The 14,401-nt window shown below is 58.1% G+C and carries 16 protein-coding genes; 10 read left to right on the top strand and 6 right to left on the bottom strand.

Translation table 11 applies throughout. The features are described from left to right. Positions 1 to 52 precede the first annotated feature (52 nt). The 10 genes from F0311_RS10240 to F0311_RS18055 all read left to right on the top strand — a co-directional run bounded on the left by F0311_RS10240 (position 53) and on the right by F0311_RS18055 (position 9,141). Positions 53 to 1,135 (top strand): extracellular solute-binding protein, encoded by a 1,083-nt coding sequence (locus tag F0311_RS10240; protein WP_150461844.1) that lies wholly within the window; start codon positions 53 to 55, stop codon positions 1,133 to 1,135. Continuing rightward, on the top strand, positions 1,132 to 2,238 hold the full coding sequence (locus F0311_RS10235; protein ID WP_150461843.1) for an ABC transporter ATP-binding protein: 1,107 nt from the start codon (positions 1,132 to 1,134) through the stop codon (positions 2,236 to 2,238). Before F0311_RS10240 ends, F0311_RS10235 begins: the two co-directional genes overlap by 4 nt. Beyond that, positions 2,220 to 3,095, top strand: a complete 876-nt coding sequence (locus F0311_RS10230; protein WP_150461842.1) for an ABC transporter permease — start codon at positions 2,220 to 2,222, stop codon at positions 3,093 to 3,095. Before F0311_RS10235 ends, F0311_RS10230 begins: the two co-directional genes overlap by 19 nt. Then, positions 3,092 to 3,883, top strand: coding sequence for an ABC transporter permease (locus tag F0311_RS10225; protein ID WP_150461841.1), 792 nt, complete (start codon positions 3,092 to 3,094; stop codon positions 3,881 to 3,883). Before F0311_RS10230 ends, F0311_RS10225 begins: the two co-directional genes overlap by 4 nt. After that, positions 3,880 to 5,712, top strand: coding sequence for an FAD/NAD(P)-binding protein (locus F0311_RS10220; protein WP_150461840.1), 1,833 nt, complete (start codon positions 3,880 to 3,882; stop codon positions 5,710 to 5,712). The genes F0311_RS10225 and F0311_RS10220 overlap by 4 nt, the downstream gene beginning before the upstream one ends. An 8-nt stretch (positions 5,713 to 5,720) precedes the next feature. Next, positions 5,721 to 6,977, top strand: coding sequence for a metal-dependent hydrolase family protein (locus F0311_RS10215; RefSeq protein ID WP_150461839.1), 1,257 nt, complete (start codon positions 5,721 to 5,723; stop codon positions 6,975 to 6,977). Positions 6,978 to 7,304: 327 nt separating this feature from the next. Continuing rightward, positions 7,305 to 7,556, top strand: a complete 252-nt coding sequence (locus F0311_RS10210; RefSeq protein WP_150461838.1) for a hypothetical protein — start codon at positions 7,305 to 7,307, stop codon at positions 7,554 to 7,556. A 278-nt stretch (positions 7,557 to 7,834) separates the two neighbouring features. Further along, complete coding sequence (locus F0311_RS19070) at positions 7,835 to 8,611, top strand: class I SAM-dependent methyltransferase (protein ID WP_150461837.1); 777 nt, start codon at positions 7,835 to 7,837, stop codon at positions 8,609 to 8,611. 92 nt (positions 8,612 to 8,703) lie between these two features. After that, positions 8,704 to 8,934, top strand: coding sequence for a DUF6290 family protein (locus F0311_RS10200; protein WP_150461836.1), 231 nt, complete (start codon positions 8,704 to 8,706; stop codon positions 8,932 to 8,934). Between the two features lie 39 nt (positions 8,935 to 8,973). Continuing rightward, positions 8,974 to 9,141, top strand: a complete 168-nt coding sequence (locus F0311_RS18055; RefSeq protein WP_191089865.1) for a type II toxin-antitoxin system RelE family toxin — start codon at positions 8,974 to 8,976, stop codon at positions 9,139 to 9,141. 290 nt (positions 9,142 to 9,431) lie between these two features. On the opposite strand, the gene uppS is transcribed toward F0311_RS18055, so the two are convergent. The 6 genes from uppS to F0311_RS10170 form a co-directional block, all read right to left on the bottom strand. Next, the gene (gene uppS, locus F0311_RS10195; RefSeq protein WP_223881284.1) at positions 9,432 to 10,202 is read right to left on the bottom strand and encodes a polyprenyl diphosphate synthase; all 771 of its coding nucleotides are present in this window, start codon (positions 10,200 to 10,202) and stop codon (positions 9,432 to 9,434) included. A 175-nt stretch (positions 10,203 to 10,377) separates the two neighbouring features. Further along, the gene (locus tag F0311_RS10190; RefSeq protein WP_150461834.1) at positions 10,378 to 11,733 is read right to left on the bottom strand and encodes an MFS transporter; all 1,356 of its coding nucleotides are present in this window, start codon (positions 11,731 to 11,733) and stop codon (positions 10,378 to 10,380) included. Then, on the bottom strand, positions 11,730 to 12,329 hold the full coding sequence (locus F0311_RS10185; RefSeq protein ID WP_150461833.1) for an ArsR/SmtB family transcription factor: 600 nt from the start codon (positions 12,327 to 12,329) through the stop codon (positions 11,730 to 11,732). Before F0311_RS10185 ends, F0311_RS10190 begins: the two co-directional genes overlap by 4 nt. A gap of 204 nt (positions 12,330 to 12,533) precedes the next feature. After that, positions 12,534 to 12,962, bottom strand: coding sequence for a VOC family protein (locus F0311_RS10180; RefSeq protein ID WP_150461832.1), 429 nt, complete (start codon positions 12,960 to 12,962; stop codon positions 12,534 to 12,536). Positions 12,963 to 12,966: 4 nt separating this feature from the next. Continuing rightward, on the bottom strand, positions 12,967 to 13,830 hold the full coding sequence (locus tag F0311_RS10175) for a helix-turn-helix transcriptional regulator (RefSeq protein ID WP_150461831.1): 864 nt from the start codon (positions 13,828 to 13,830) through the stop codon (positions 12,967 to 12,969). Positions 13,831 to 14,030: 200 nt separating this feature from the next. After that, the gene (locus F0311_RS10170) at positions 14,031 to 14,309 is read right to left on the bottom strand and encodes a hypothetical protein (protein WP_150461830.1); all 279 of its coding nucleotides are present in this window, start codon (positions 14,307 to 14,309) and stop codon (positions 14,031 to 14,033) included. Positions 14,310 to 14,401 lie beyond the last annotated feature (92 nt).

The following is a 14,401-nucleotide window of genomic DNA, read 5'->3' as shown; positions in this document are numbered from 1 at the left end:
GGAGGTTGCGACCCAGCAGCTTCTAAATCGCACCTGATTGAGGAGACGTCTCATGAAGACGACCAGACAGAAGTATTTGGCTCCCACAGCCACGGCCATCCTGGCCCTTGGGCTCGTATCCTGCGGCAATGGGGATGAGGAAGCTAACGGTGAAGGCACAAACGACGAGGTAGAGATCACTGTCGTCGGCTTCCCCGGCCTATTCGCTCAGCAGTTTGAAGAATTGGTGATTGAGCCGTATGTGGAAGAAAATCCCGACGTCACCATCCATTATGAGGAGCAGAGCAATTCCGCCGACAGTGTAGGGCAGATTGCCGCCTCCACAGGCAACCAGGCTTATGACCTCGCCATCATCGATAAGGCAACACAAGGCGGAGCCAACGAGCAGGGCTTATTCCAGCAGATCGACTCCGAACAAGTGCCAAACATCGATAACCTCATTGAGGACGGAGCAAATGCGGAGGGATACGGTCCCCTTATTTATGTAGATTCTCTTACCCTGCTGTACAACACCGAGTCCGGTATCGAACCCCCTACTTCTTGGGGTGATGTGGGAGACAGCCGTTACGAGAATGAGGTGGTACTGAACATCGCTAACGCGATGGGGTTGAGCCTCATTGTCGGACTCGCTGAACAGGAGGGTAACGACTACACCGAAAGCATTGATGAGGAAATCGAATTCCTCAGCGAAGCGGCGGACCAGGTTCAGTCCTTCAGCCCCAACCCTGACGTCTATACCGCTGTAGCCTCGGGCTCTGCCGAGTTGGGCATCGGATGGTACGCCAGAGCGATTGATTTCGCCGAGGAGAACCCCAGCTTGGGTGTTGTTGTGCCCGAGGACGGAGGTGTGGCACTCACCCCCACTATTAACCTGGTAGAAGCTGCTCCCGAAGAGGAAGCAGCTCTGGACTTCCTCAATTACGCCATCGGCCCCGAGGCGCAGGCTGCTCTGGCCCGCGAAGGATACTACGGCCCCGTGAGCTCAGAAGTTGACATGAGTGATGAGGAGCTAACCATAAGTGCCTCCCCAGATGGCGGAATCCTGACCGGCGGAACTATTCCTGACTGGGATTACATCGCCGGTGTAACCAGCGAATGGATCGAACGCATTGAGCGTGAGGTTATCGCCCAGTGACAGTAAACCAGCGGCCGTCCGAAGCATCCTCGCTTTCCATCGAAGATTTAGTCTTCCGATATAAGAAGGCTGATTCACCCGCTGTGGATACCATCAGCCTCTCGGCCGAAGCAGGCCAGATGTTGACCCTATTGGGACCTTCTGGGTGTGGGAAAACCACCACACTTCGGATGGTCGCTGGTTTGCTCTCTCCAACTTCCGGACGGATCAAGGTCGACGAGCGTGATGTCACCGCCACCCCCGTGCATAAACGAAATATGGGAATGGTCTTTCAGAACTACGCGCTCTTTCCCCATTTGACCGTAGGGCAAAATGTATCCTTCGGTCTGGAGATGAAGCGATTTCCTAAAGGCGAAAGGGTGAGTCACATCAGGCTTGCTTTGGAGCGGGTAGGCCTAGAGGGTTACATCGAGCGTCCGACAACTGCGCTCTCCGGAGGACAGCAGCAACGCGTGGCCCTGGCGCGGGCACTTGTCATAGAACCGAGCATTCTTCTGCTTGATGAGCCGCTGTCCAATTTGGATGCCACATTGCGGGCTTCTTTACGGGATGAGATTCGGAGTCTGCAGAAAAGAACCGGCACCACGGCCCTCTTCGTCACCCATGATCAGCAGGAGGCTCTTGCAGTCTCTGACCGTATCGCAGTGATGAACGCGGGTCAGGTTGAGCAGGTCGGCACTCCGGAGGATATCTTCAACCGCCCCTCAACTCGTTTCGTCGCTTCTTTCATCGGACAAGCAAATGTCCTTGACGGGGAAATCGCAAGAGCAACCGACAGGACTGCATTTGTCAATATCCCCGGTCTAGGTGAATTAGGGGGGCGGTATGACACCACCTCTGGCGTTCCTGCTGTTGGCGAACCTGCCACGGTCGCCATACACCCCCATCGGATGACGTTGCATCCGGCTGATCAAAAAGAACGTGGAGCTGCACAAGTAATTTCCAGCGTCTTCACCGGCACAACCGTTCAGACAACTCTGAACCTTGCGGGAAGAACCTTGCGTATCGAGAGTCTGACCAGCGCATCTTCCTCTGCCCCTGTATCAGAAGAATGGGTGAGGCTGGAAGCAAAGCCTGACGACGCATGGGTAATCTCATCGTGAATCTTCAGCTGTTACGGAAACCGGCATGGCTGATGGTGCCTGCCGCGATTCTCCTCGCCTTCGCTTTCCTCCTGCCTCTGCTTTCGGTTGCCCAAATGGCGTTCAGAGAGCCCAGCACGATCGGCATCACAGACGGTCCGTATACCGTAGAAAATCTCACACAAGCAGTTTCAGACCCTTTCTATTGGGGAGTTATTCGCAATACAGCGGTACTGGCCTTATGTGTAGCAGTAGCTACTACGATATTGGCCTATCCTGTGGCTCTTTTGATTACTCTGAGCAACCCCAGAATTCGTAATATTCTCCTGATTCTTTCGGTTTCGCCAATGCTCATGTCCTCTGTGGCTCAGACTTTTGGATGGGTGGTCATCTTAGGCCCCCGGGGAGTAGTCAATACTGCTCTGAGCTATTTTGGCGTCGATCACACCATTGCCTTCATCGGAAGCATGAGCGGGATAGTCATCGCCCTTACAGAGATTTTCTTACCTTATGCAGTTCTAGCTATGAGCAGTGGTTTCGGCAGAATATCTCCCGGACTCGTTGCAGCAGCCCGCACCCTGGGCGCGAATCCTGTCATTGCCTTTTTTAGGGTCACTCTGCCGCTCAGCATGCCCGGTGTCCTCCTGTCGCTGTTCCTCGTCTTTGTCATCAGTATCAGCGCCTATGTCACACCGCAGGTCATGGGCGGCGGAAGGGTCTTCGTGCTGGCCACTCAGATCTACAGTCACGCCACCATCACTTTGAACTGGCCGCTTGCTGCCACACTTGCCCTTTTGCTCCTCGCAATGTTTGGCCTATTCACCGCGCTCTCAGTGGCGGCACGCCGACGCTTCAGCCGCCGGGGGGTGACTCAATGAGCAAGCTGTCGCAGTGGACTCTATGGCCTATGTCGATCTTAGTGTTGCTTTTCCTGTGGTCTCCCATGGGGGTCATTCTTATTGTTTCCTTTGATACGTCAAACTACCTGGCTTTTCCACCACAAGGGTTCACCTGGGATAACTACATTGGAGTCTTTGAGAACTCGGACTTTATTGATGCTTTCGTGGTAAGTCTCAGCGCCGGTATGGGAGTGGCTTTACTCGCTACAACAGCCGGAACGTTCGCAGCGCTGGGAGCACGTTCCACGGATAACCGATGGGTAGGACTGCTCTCCACATTCATCATGTCCCCCCTCCTGATGCCAAATATCATTTTGGGGTTAGCAATGATGCTGGTATTCGCCCGTCTTCAGTTACTCGACACCATCACTGTGATTGTCGTGGCACACACTGTCATTACGATGCCGTATGCGTTTAGAACAACCACAGCAAGCCTCCAAACCTATGACAGCTCAAGCGAAGCTGCTGCACGCGTTCTCGGCGCCTCCCCCTTCACGGTGTTTCGCCGTGTAACTCTCCCCCTCATACGTCCCGGCGTAGTCTCAGCTCTCGTTCTCGGGTTCCTGATCTCCTTTGATGAAAGCGTCATCTCTCTTTTCATCACAGGACGGGAAAACCCCACCCTTCCCGTAGTGCTGCTCAACTACATCGAGATGAGTGCTGATCCTGTCATCGCAGCCCTTTCGGTCCTTCTAGTCCTGATGTCTGCCCTCATCATGCTGCTGATCAATAAGATCTTCAGCCTGCGAGCAGTGGTCCGAGCATGAGCGCAGGTTCAGAAAATCGAAGCCCTTACTACGATCTCCTTCTTATTGGCAGCGGACCTCGAGGACTGATTCTTCTTCAACAGCTAGCTGAGACCTATTGCAACAGAGGTGGAGCGCAGACGCCTTTGAAAGTACTGGTGTGTGATTCTCATGTGATCGGTACAGGAGCAGTCTGGAAGCCGGATCAGTCTCCCACGTTGTTGATGAACGGAACTGCTGCTGCGACGACGGTGTATCAACACCGGGAGCCGCGCCTCGACTGCTCTGTGTACACCTCTGGTCCCACTCTCTCGGACTGGATGGAGTCCAAAGGTAAAGGGGCCTTGCTGCGGTGTAACGATGGTTATGCCTCCCGAGCCAAATTCGGAGAGTATCTGCAATCGGCGTATGCAAGACTCCGAGAAACAGTGAAACCCCATCTTTGGCTGGATGAGTGTCCGCGTGAGATTTCGGCTCTCCACCGTGACGGTGACTTCTGGCTGGCCGATATTCACCAGGATGACGAAACGGTTCCGCGCCACATTCGAGCTGCTGCCGTAGTTCTCGCCACGGGGCACACCCCTTCAACGGCGACTCCTGCACAGGCAGAACGAAAGCGGCATATTGAGATTCTGAATTCCCCATCCTCTCAGTACGTCCCGGCTGGATTGCACACCGCAGAGGATCTACACCGAATTCCCCAGTCAGACTGTGTTTATGTCGAAGGGCTGGGCCTGGGCTTCTTCGACATCATTGCTCTCCTTACTGAGGCACGAGGAGGAACATGGCAAGAGAGTGAGTATCATCCCGGAGGCTCGGAGCCGTCCATCCTCGCCGGTTCTCGACGGGGTCTACCTTTTCTGGGTCGGTCTCGTGTCTTCACACCCCGTCATCCTGACAACGCTGAACTGCAGTCTGCGTTGAAACTCGTTGAGAACTCAGAGAAGAGCCGTTTCGAAGTAGAGTTGTGGCCTGTCATTAGCGCTGTGCTTCGCCAGGGTGTTTTCGACGTAAGTAATGAACTGAGACGAAATAAAGACGTCCCTGAGGATGTTGCCGAGCGAACTATTGAATTAGCAGAATATGATTTCTTCCAATGGAGCAATGCGTGTTCTTTGCAGAGAACCTGTTCTGGGAAGACTCATCATGCGCGAATTACACAGTTCCTCGAAGACCAGGTGGTCATTGAACATGCTTCCGTAAAAGCCGGCGTCACTCTTGATCCACGACAACGAGCAGCAGAGTATCTGGCACCTATACGCAATCGCATCAGAGCCATAATTCCTGGCCTGCATCTCCAGGGAGAATCCTATGAGAAATTCTTGCAGCGGACCTTCACCAATTTTTCATCCTTCATCGCAACAGGTCCCCCGATGCTGCGTATTGAGCAGGTTCTGAAACTTGCGCAAAGGGGATATATCCGTTTCGCCGGACCTGCAGAAGCTCTCCCACACCCTGAGGGATTTGAAGTAAGGAGCACGGAGAACAGCATCGTTGTGAAATCACTGGTAGAAGCTCGTTCCCCTGCTTTGGCAGTAGATAAAAGCGCAAGCCCTTTACTGCGTCAGCTGATCTCAGAAGAAACTGCCTCTCTTCACATCAAAGATGCGGTCAACTTGCATGGGTTATCTGTGTCTGTTCCCGAAGGGCGAGTAAAAGACAAAAAGGGAAAAGAAAATATTGGACTTTTCGCTTTTGGAATTCCTACAGAAGGGGTCTATTGGAATACAGTTGCTGGACCCATCAGCGATTCAGAACATCCCATCTTCCTCTCCGCCGCTGAGGTAGTCGAAGCTGCTTTGCAGGATATCGACCGCCTCTACGAGAAATCCCCTACCACCTCGACCTAAGGAAACCTATGAAGACTGCGATTACGGGCGCTACCCTTATCACCCAGGACCATGGCCGGATCATATCTGAGGGCACTTTGATCCTCGAAGACAATGTGGTTCATTCGCTCGGCGAAGCTTCAATGATCCCTTTACGGGGCGTCGACGAGGTCATTGATGCTTCCGGAATGACTGTTCTTCCTGGCCTTATCAACATGCACGACCATGTCGCGCGTAAACGACTGCGACTCAATGAGCCAGGAATGCGGTACAAAGACCAGTCTGATCGACTCATGGCTAAGTCAACTGAATATCTTGCGTTGCATACTGCCCGCAATCTTTATGACCATGTTTGTTCCGGGGTCACCACTGTTCGTGATTTCGGTCTTCCTGGAGTTACTGCTCTCGAAGCGCATCAGGCGGTGGAGGAGGGTGTTATCCCAGGGCCGCAGCTGTTGACTGGTGGAGATCCCATCGCCATTTCCGGAGGTCATGCCACTAATTGGGGGGCTCAGGAGGTTGATGGGCCTGTTGAGATCACCAAAGCAGTCCGCAAAGCTATCCATAAGGGTGCACACGTCTTGAAATTCATGGCATCAGGTGGGTTAGGTACATACCCTGACGAAGATCCAGGAATCCCTGAGCTCACTGTGGAGGAACTCGCCGCAGGCATCACCACTGCCCACCAGTTCGGCAGACCTGCTGCGGCACATGCCTACTCCACCGAGTCCATCAAGAACACGCTGCAGGCTGGAATCGATACAGTCGAGCACGGAGCCTTCATGGATGAGGAGACCGCTACCCTCATGATCGAGACAGGTGCTGCTCACGTTCCTACTGTATCTGGCCTCGTCGCCATCGGATTCAATCTGAAAGTGATCGGTCGCCATGCTCTGGGACAGCAGATTCTTGACGAAGTGATCACCCCCTTACAGCAGAGCGTCCGTATTTCCGCTGAGCATGGGGTGCCGCTTGTGACCGGCACCGACACCAGCGGCGAAATTGTGGAGGAGCTGGAGCTTATTGCCGAAGCCGCCGGATGGTCTCCTGAGCAGGTGCTGGGAGCGGCTACCGATGTCGCTGCAGATGTGCTGGGAATACCTGCTGGTCGGCTCCGCCCCGGACTGCGCGCGGATGTTCTTGTAGTGGACGGTGATCCGCTTGCTGATTTGGAGGCTTTGCGGCGTCCCCAGTGGGTTTTCGCTCGTGGAAGACAATTCTCCGGCAAACCCGCTCCGCTCGGCGTCCGTCTGAGAACGTTGCAAGGGGTAGATGAGGCCCTTTGACCCTTGGGGGATACGGCCCTCTACAACCTCCACCGGAGGTATCTCTCTTTTTCCTTTAAGAGGTGCTCAGCAGGAGCTCCCCCTTCCAGGCAAATCCAGAGCAGCCCTTCCTGCCCATCAGGAGTGGAATCCTCCACCCATAACACATCGAATCCAGCGAGGTGATCAGTTTCCTGGGCGAGCGAGGCGCCGAGCAGTTGATAGGCGGCTCTCCTCTCCTTTGCATGAGCTCACAAGTTCCAGTCTGGCCAGCCGAGGATCTGCCTTCTCACTGGTCAGCCCATGAGGAATATCCCAGCTAATGAGAAAAGCCAAAGGTGTTCGCCATTGACGGTCGCCCACGTAGAGATTGCGCCATGTCAGGACGCTGACCTTGAAGAGCTTCCGAAAGAGTCAGACGAGGCAGTGGCCTTGGCCAAAGTCCGGGAATCCACTGGCCTGAAGATGCCTGATAGCTGTGTGCTTTTTGCTGCAGAATCGCAGAACGCGGGGCTGGTAACGTTCGACTGGATCCTGCAACAGCGAGCTGAAAAACGAGGCGTCTCGGCACTGAGATTTGGTGGTGGGAACGGCTCGTAGTCTGGAGGCTCCCGGCTCGGATCCGACCATGCCCAGCTGGCGCGGAACGACGGCGGCCAGCCCCTCTCGCCTCCTCCGCTAATCGTGAGGTCGCGGGATCGAGCCCCGCCACCGCTACCAACAATTTCACATGTGCGAGCCCCGGTTGTAGGGGTGCTTCAGAGCAGATACACCCGGGGTTTCCTCATCCTTTGGTGGAGCCTGTGCGACAATGATGAGGTACCCATTAGTCGACCTGCTGCCTCGTAGGCTGCACCGGATCATCGACGGCTGAGAGCATGGACACGAATATTTACACGGCCGTGTGGTACAACGCATTTCCGCCGCCTTCGGAACACACAGAACGCCAAGTGGAATTCCTCGCTTCGGTGCTACGCGAGAGTGGTGCACGTTCTGTGCTTGACGTCGCGTGCGGGGCCGGTCGACATGCGTTTGGTCTTGCTCATCAGGGATTCGACGTTCTCGGGATTGATACGAATCGCGAGATATTGCCACCTTCTACCATTGGCGGGTCACCTCAATTCCGCGCCCACGATATGCGGATGATTGATTCGCTCGGGATCTCCTTTGACGCGGTCATCTGCCTCTGGCAGAGCTTTGGATTCTTCAGCGACGAGGTCAATGCTGAGGTGCTTAGCTCATTCCGGCGTGCGCTGTCACCTGGCGGTATCGCAATCTTGGATATCTACTGTCCCGGCTATTGGCCTGCTGAGACGGAGGGTCCACGTATCTCCACTCGGAACACGCCTGCCGGGACAGAATTGACAACGACGGCTCGGCGAACAGGCTCACGTTTGGGCGTATCGATCACAGAGCCAGAGGGATCGGTAGTCGGAGATTTTGATTGGCGACTGTACGAACCGGGCGAGATCGATGACCTGGCGAGTATGGCAGGTTTGCGTACTATACAGATGTGTCGTCAATTTGACCTGTCGTTAGCGCCCTCCGCGGAAAGCTCTGCCTACCAGATAGTCTTCCAACGTCCCGTTGCAGAGTCCTATCGAACGTGTTCCAGTAAAACTGTTGCGCCAGATTTCGCGGACCCACACATTTGAGAATCTGCATCCAGCCATGCAGCAGATCAGGGGTGAGGCTCGCTGAATGGTATGGGGTCATGGGATGCTGATTTGCGCAGAGAGGAGTGTCCATGTCTAAGGTTCTCGACTTCGACCCTGAGACCGACGCGCTGTTCGACAAGTTTGCTGAGCTGACGAACATGACCAAAGCGGAAGCTGTGCGCAAAGTCGCTGCGGCGCACATCAACGAAGAACTCTACGTGGCTGAGGTCAATGCTGAGTACGATGCCTACCTCCGTGGTGATGTGCGGGCGGTTCCCGCCGAAGAGCTCTATGCCGAGCTTGGGCTGGACGAGGACTGATACGGGAAGATCCAATCTTCGTCGTGGCGAGTCGTCTACTTGTCTCGTGCACAGAAGAATCTGCGCAAACTCGACAAGCAGGTCGCCCGCGAAGTACGCAAGCAGCTCGACCGAGTTGCTGCCCTCGATGATCCCACCCATGGGCTGAAACCGCTCACCGTCCCGTTGGCAGGACACTTCCGACTTCAGGTGTTCAAAGATTGGTGAGTACTCATCCGCCTTAACCACGGGGAACTGGTCATCGTTGCTCTGGACATAGACCACCGCTCGGCGGGAATCTACGACTGATACTCTCAGCGCAGTACCCGGGTGTGAATCGCCTGCAGGAAGCCCAACTGCGGTGATCCGCTAATCGTGAGGTCGCGGGATCGAGCCCCGGCACCGCTACCAGAATGCGTATCACGCCGTCGGACCTCCCGCATGTGCCCTCGTCTACGTGGTGAGATCCCATGGGGGTACAGCAGTGGACGCCGAGCGGCTCCATTCTTATCCAGATCTCAGTGCCGTGAGAGTTTCGAGCCGTAGTAGTGAAGTGCGTCTTCGAAGTCGCCCACAGTGAACGCGGGCCACATCTTGGAGCTCAGGTATAACTCTGCGTGGGTCGTTTGCCAGGGGAAGAAGCCCGAGAGTCGCGTCTGAGAGCCGGTTCGGATGACGAGGTCTATGTTCTTCACCGGGCCACCTGTGCACGCTTGAGTGATCGTGTCCACATTGATGCTGTCGCCGTTTAGCATCGTAGTGCGAATGGCCTCGACAATGGCACCTCGCCCGTCGTACCCAACGGCCATCGTGAGGTGTCCTGTGCGGTCTTTCGTCTGGTCCACGGCTTGATTCAGCGCCTCGCATGCTGCTTTGGGAAGCAGGTTCATGTCGCCGGCGACATGAAGAGACCACTCGTTATTGTCGGTGACCACCTTGGGCAACGTATTTGTTAAGAGTTCAAAGAGATTCTCTACTTCCTGACCGGAGCGTTTGCGGATGTTGTCCGCCGATAGTACGTAGACCGAGACATGTTCGATGCCCCACCTAGAGCACCAGGTAAGTAGTTGCTTGAGATGCTCGGCTCCTGCGCTGTGGCCCTCCTTTGAGCTTAATCCTGCAGCGCGTGCCCAGCGGCGATTGCCATCCATGACCACCCCGATGTGCCGGGGTAGGGGCCAGATGGTTCTTGTCTGCCGACGAGACGCCAAGGAGCCGAATGCAGAGCGTATTCGGCGTAGTGCATTTGTCGGGAGTCGCGCTGTGTGTCCCAGTCTGCTGGCCCCCATCATGCCTGCATCTTACTCTCGCCGCGCGACGCGATGGGCCATTGTCATGAGATTCTCGCTCATGGCAGTGCTCTTCACGGGGCGTTTTCGCACACGCGCAGTTCACGACCCTGACATCGACTGCCTTATCAGTTCGCTCAGCGGATCCACTGTGTAGGCGCCCACGCTTCTGAGCTTACGTTGACGCGGTGCCCTCGGCTCCTGCCCGGGCGGCATTGATCACGGCCGAGCTGGCGCGGTGCCACAGATAGGGGATCAGCAGCAGACAGCAGAGCCCAGCCATCAGCAGCGGTGACCTCAGCGCCCATTCGCGTCCTATCAGCGGCTCCCCGACAGTGACGACGACGCCGCCGGCCACAGCGCCGATCGACATCATCCCCCAGCCGAAGAACCGGTAGACCGAGTTCACCCGGCCCAGCAGATGATCAGGAATGATGCGCTGGCGCAGCGAGACGGTCACCACGTTCCAGGTCACCACGAGCAGTCCGAAAAGCGTCAGGAGCGCCCAGACCGGTGCGGCATGACTGCTGAGCCCGATGCCGGCCAGGCACAGTGCGTTGAGGACCAGCACCATGCGCAGTGTAGCACCGTCCCCAGTCCGGGCGGTGATGTGCTCGGAGGTGAAAGAACCCAGCAGCGCACCCGCGGCAGCACCGGTGAGCAGTACCCCGAAGCCTGTCGCGTCCAGCCCGAGGATCTCCTGGGCGAAGAGCACCTGGCTGGCGAATGCGGCAGTCATCGCTCCGTTCATCACCCCCAGGCTGATGGCCAGTGAGCGCAGCAGCCGGTGCCCCCACAGCCAGCGCAGCCCTTCAGCCAGATCGGCCCGCCAGGTAGTGGCAGGCGCTGCCTGCGGATCGGTCGCGGTGCGGACAGAGAAGCTTCCCCGGATGCTCATCATCAGCAGTCCGGACACCAGGAAGAGCAGGGCTGTCGCCCCGAAAGGCACCACGAGGGCCAGACCCAGAAGAACACCTGCCAGCGGCGGGCCGATGAAGCTGTCTGCGGTGATCTCGGCACCCCAGAGCCGGCCATTGGCCCGTTTGAGCTGGGATTTCTTCACCAAGGAGGGCAGCAGAGTTTGGGCGGCATTGTCACGAAGCACCTCGGCAGAGCCGACGGTGAGGGCTGCGATGTACAGCGCGGCCAGGAACCAGCCTGCGCCAGCAGGAGGTTCGGCCAGCCCGGCCTCCACCGCTTCCGGGTCAGGGAAGAGCTGCTGATAGAACAGCACGACGACGGCAAACCCGCCGATTGCCGCCGCACGCAGCATATCCATCCAGACGATGAGCTTGCGGCGGTCCACCCGGTCGGCGATCACCCCGGCGGGCAGTGAGAACAGCAGCCAGGGCAGCCGGGTGGCCAGCACCACCAAGGCGATCAGCAGCGGATCCCGGGTCAGCGCGGTAGCGATCCATGGCACGGCGACCGAGGCCAGCCCGTCGGCGAGGTTCGCGGAGAAGGCGGCAGGCAGCAGCCGGCGGAAATTCGATCCCAGGGGCTCGCGGGGCGAGCGGGCGTCGTCGTTCACTTCGTGCCGCTCTCTCGTGGGTGCTCCTCGGAGGCGAGTGGCTGGCGCGAGGTGGGATAGATCCCTGCCACGAAGGCATAGGTGGTCGCTCCGCCACGGGTCTGTGCGCTGAACTCCGCGATAAGAGCGTGGAGCCGCTGGATCCATTCCTCGGCGCGGTCCTCCGGGATGCGGGCGTGCCGCAGGGCCAGTGATGCCGGCAGTTCGGTGTCTGCGGCTACCTGGGAGGTCTCATCGGCGATCAGCTGAGCCGTGCGACCAGGTTCGGTGGCGGCGTCGTTGGTCCGCTGGTAGTAGAAGACCCGGGCGGTGCGGCCGTAGTACTTGGCGGTCAGCGCCCGCACCTGCTTGGTGCGCACCACGGTGACCAGACCGGTCCTCTCCAGGGTCTTCAGGTGGTGGCCGATGGTGCCCTTGGGCTTGCCCAGCGTCTCTGCCAGTTCCGCGGTGGTCGCCGCACGCTCCAGCAGCAGCGAGACGATCTCCTGCCGGGTGGGCTCGAAGAGCGCCTTGTACTGGTCAGGCTCGGTGATCTCCAGCGAGTCGGCCAAGGGGTAGTCGAGGGAGGAGTCGCGCAGCTCATTATGGTCGGTCATAGCCATATGGTCGGTTAATACCGACCATAATGTCAAGCGGGGATTGGCGCAATTGGGGCTGCCCGGGCGCACCAAGAGCCCAAACCCGACCGAGTGCTGTTGTTCCTGCGGGAAGAGGCCCCGAAATCAGGCGTATCGGCAAGGAACAACAGCACTCACCGCGCGGTGGGGAGCGGACGACGATGCGTCGTCGCCTATGCGTGTTCACCCTGCGTAGGTGCCGAAGGACCAGAGATTCCCCTCCGGGTCTGCCACGGCGAAGGTGTGGCTTCCGTAATCGGTGTCGGTCAGCTCAAGCACGATCCGGGCACCGGCAGCTGTGCAGCGGGCATGAATCGCGTCGACATGGTCGGTGACGATATAGGTGCCGCCGCTTCCGGGCTCACGCTGCCAGGGCCCGGTGTCCCGTGCTGGGCCGAGCATGATTCCGCCGCCCTCGGGCCAGCGGAGTTCGGCGTGCACCACGGCATCACCGTCGGTATGCACTGTGGTGCGCTCGAATCCCAGTACCTGAACCAGGAAATCGATCAGTGCGGCGGTGTCCCGGCAATGGAAGGTCGGCCAGACCACCGGTGCGGCGGCATCGGTCCGGGAGGCGAGGGGTGTGCTCTGAGTGTTTGATGAAGTGCTCATGGTCTCAGTCTGCGCCGATCTGTGGTGCGGTGGCTTGGATAAATGGGCGATCCTGACACAGCCATTGCGAAGGGCTGAGACCGATGTACTGCTGGAAGTCCCTGACCATATGAGACTGATCGGCGTATCCGCAGGTGTAGGCCACCTCAGCCAGTGGTTCCCCGTTGATCCCTGCCCGGCGGGTGACCTGGCCTTTGGCGTACTGAAAGCGCAGCAGGCGGTTGACCGATTTGGGCCCCATTCCCACCTCACGGCGGAACAGCTCGCCAAGCTGACGACGGCCCAATCCCACATGGTGAGCGAGTTCGGCAACAGTGCCGGAACCGCGACGTCGGCTCATCCAGCGCCACCCCTCCACCACCTCGGGACGTGGTGACTCCCCGGTGGCAGAGTCCGGTCTGCTGCGCAGATAGCGGTGGACCGCCTGGAACGCCGCACCCCAATCGGCAGTCTCGCCGAGTTGCTGACGCAGCCGCTCTGCCCCCGGGCCCAGCACCGCGGCGCCGTCGATGGCCACCCTGTTCAGCTCCGCCGTCGGAGCGCCGAACAGGGCGCGTGCTGCCAGCGGATGCACCGAGAGGTGGAATCCCGATTGTTGCTCCTTCTGACGGATATAGGCTGGACGGGTGTGCAGCCCTCCGAGCAGCACACCGGCATGTGTCGTTGAATCCAGTCCAGGATCATCGCCCACCTCCAACCCGTCATCAGTGGTGAAGATGAGTGTCAGGTACGGGGAAGGAACCCCTACATGGACTCCCGGCTCGACGCCCTCCTCGCGGTAGCCCATGAGGTCGGCGATTCCAGGCGGCAGCTGGGCGGACGACCGGTACTCCAGTACCGGCGCATGCCCCGATGAAGAACCACTCATGTTCTGATGATAATGCGCAGATTCGCTTCCTCCACGGTGTGCCACATCCCGCAGTCACACCGCCGATTCACCGAAGTCTGACCCTTGGCCGTATTTGGCCCCCGATGCACCCGGCCAAACGACGGAGCCGTCAGCGTCAGCAGGAAGAACACGTAATGCTCCGTAGGTGCATCGAAGACCCCAGAACGAGCAATCGCCGCCTAATCACCACGGTAGAGCTCGGAGCAGCCACGGCACTTGTTGGCTGGCCGTTTGTTCCGTTCGTTGCATCGGACGGTGTGGACGCTGCCGGGCACGTCGAGGGGGTTCTCACAAGCATGGCGGGAGGCGAGGTCGGCATAGTCCCGCACGGCCGTGTTGAACTCTTGGGCGTCGGCGAACTCGATGACGTCGCCCAGGTGGTTGTAGTAGCTGAACTCGCCCATGCGGGGTGAGTGTCCGGCCCGTGATGCTCGCCAGCGGTGAAGCAGACGTCTCATAATCGTGAGGTCCCGGGATCAGGCCCCGGCACCGCTATCATATAACTCGATATGCGCCTTGTATGCTTAGCTTGCTCCAGTTGGGAGCGGTG

Source organism: Nesterenkonia ebinurensis (assembly GCF_008711175.1).
GTDB lineage: Bacteria > Actinomycetota > Actinomycetes > Actinomycetales > Micrococcaceae > Nesterenkonia > Nesterenkonia ebinurensis.
Note: the sequence above shows the minus strand (reverse complement) of the source record. Positions and strands in the feature narration are given on the sequence as shown.

Coding starts and splice junctions, on each gene's coding strand:
- F0311_RS10240 (WP_150461844.1), top strand. CDS start 53: ATGAAGACGACCAGACAGAAGTATTTGGCTCCCACAGCCACGGCCATC.
- F0311_RS10230 (WP_150461842.1), top strand. CDS start 2,220: ATGGGTAATCTCATCGTGAATCTTCAGCTGTTACGGAAACCGGCATGG.
- F0311_RS10225 (WP_150461841.1), top strand. CDS start 3,092: ATGAGCAAGCTGTCGCAGTGGACTCTATGGCCTATGTCGATCTTAGTG.
- F0311_RS10220 (WP_150461840.1), top strand. CDS start 3,880: ATGAGCGCAGGTTCAGAAAATCGAAGCCCTTACTACGATCTCCTTCTT.
- F0311_RS10215 (WP_150461839.1), top strand. CDS start 5,721: ATGAAGACTGCGATTACGGGCGCTACCCTTATCACCCAGGACCATGGC.
- F0311_RS19070 (WP_150461837.1), top strand. CDS start 7,835: ATGGACACGAATATTTACACGGCCGTGTGGTACAACGCATTTCCGCCG.
- F0311_RS10200 (WP_150461836.1), top strand. CDS start 8,704: ATGTCTAAGGTTCTCGACTTCGACCCTGAGACCGACGCGCTGTTCGAC.
- uppS (WP_223881284.1), bottom strand. CDS start 10,202: ATGGGGGCCAGCAGACTGGGACACACAGCGCGACTCCCGACAAATGCA.
- F0311_RS10185 (WP_150461833.1), bottom strand. CDS start 12,329: ATGACCGACCATAATGAGCTGCGCGACTCCTCCCTCGACTACCCCTTG.
- F0311_RS10180 (WP_150461832.1), bottom strand. CDS start 12,962: ATGAGCACTTCATCAAACACTCAGAGCACACCCCTCGCCTCCCGGACC.
- F0311_RS10175 (WP_150461831.1), bottom strand. CDS start 13,830: ATGAGTGGTTCTTCATCGGGGCATGCGCCGGTACTGGAGTACCGGTCG.
- F0311_RS10170 (WP_150461830.1), bottom strand. CDS start 14,309: ATGAGACGTCTGCTTCACCGCTGGCGAGCATCACGGGCCGGACACTCA.